A 578-nucleotide genomic window follows, 5' to 3' on the forward strand; every position below is an offset into this window, starting at 1 on the left:
GCAGGGAAGTTGTAGCCGGGCAAGAAGCCTTCGCTAGCCAAATAGCGGTAGGGATAGAAGTCGCTTTCCTCCCGCTGGGTTCCAATCTGCAGCAGCAAGTTGCGCTGGCGCAGGGCTTCTTGCTGGCGGCGCTCGGCTTCCTGTTGGTCTTTCTTTTGGCGAGTCGTCTGGAGCTGGCGGTTAGCGGCTTCCAACTGCTGCGTGGCAGCCCGATAGAGCTCTCGCCAGCGATCGAAAGCTCGGTCAAAAGCCTGGGGTGCCTCTTCAATGACCTGCTGAAGCCAGCGCTCGCTAAACCAGCCGCTTTTATCTAGGAGTTGGCGATCGGCGGCCAGCAGCTTCTGCACCTGCTCCTTCACTTGTTGGCGGGCAGACTCCTCAACTTGGATTTGCTGGGCCACTGTCTCCCTGAGGGGCAGCTCTTCCCGATCCGCGTCGATGACGGTTTCAATGGAATTGCCTAGGGGCAGGCGCACCTGAGCCAACCAAACGGCGTGGATGTGAGCGCGCAGCAGCGATTCGTTGGCTAGATCCAGGCGGGGAGGGCGCACTCGACCGGCCACCATCTCGGGGCGGCG

General features: G+C 61.2%; 1 pseudogene. It reads right to left on the reverse strand.

The features are described 5' to 3' along the window. Positions 1–578: pseudogene (locus tag NW838_RS10340) on the reverse strand (DEAD/DEAH box helicase); the annotation flags it as partial.

It is taken from the genome of Synechococcus sp. R55.2, from assembly GCF_047462075.1.
In the GTDB taxonomy this organism is placed as follows: Bacteria; Cyanobacteriota; Cyanobacteriia; order Thermostichales; family Thermostichaceae; genus Thermostichus.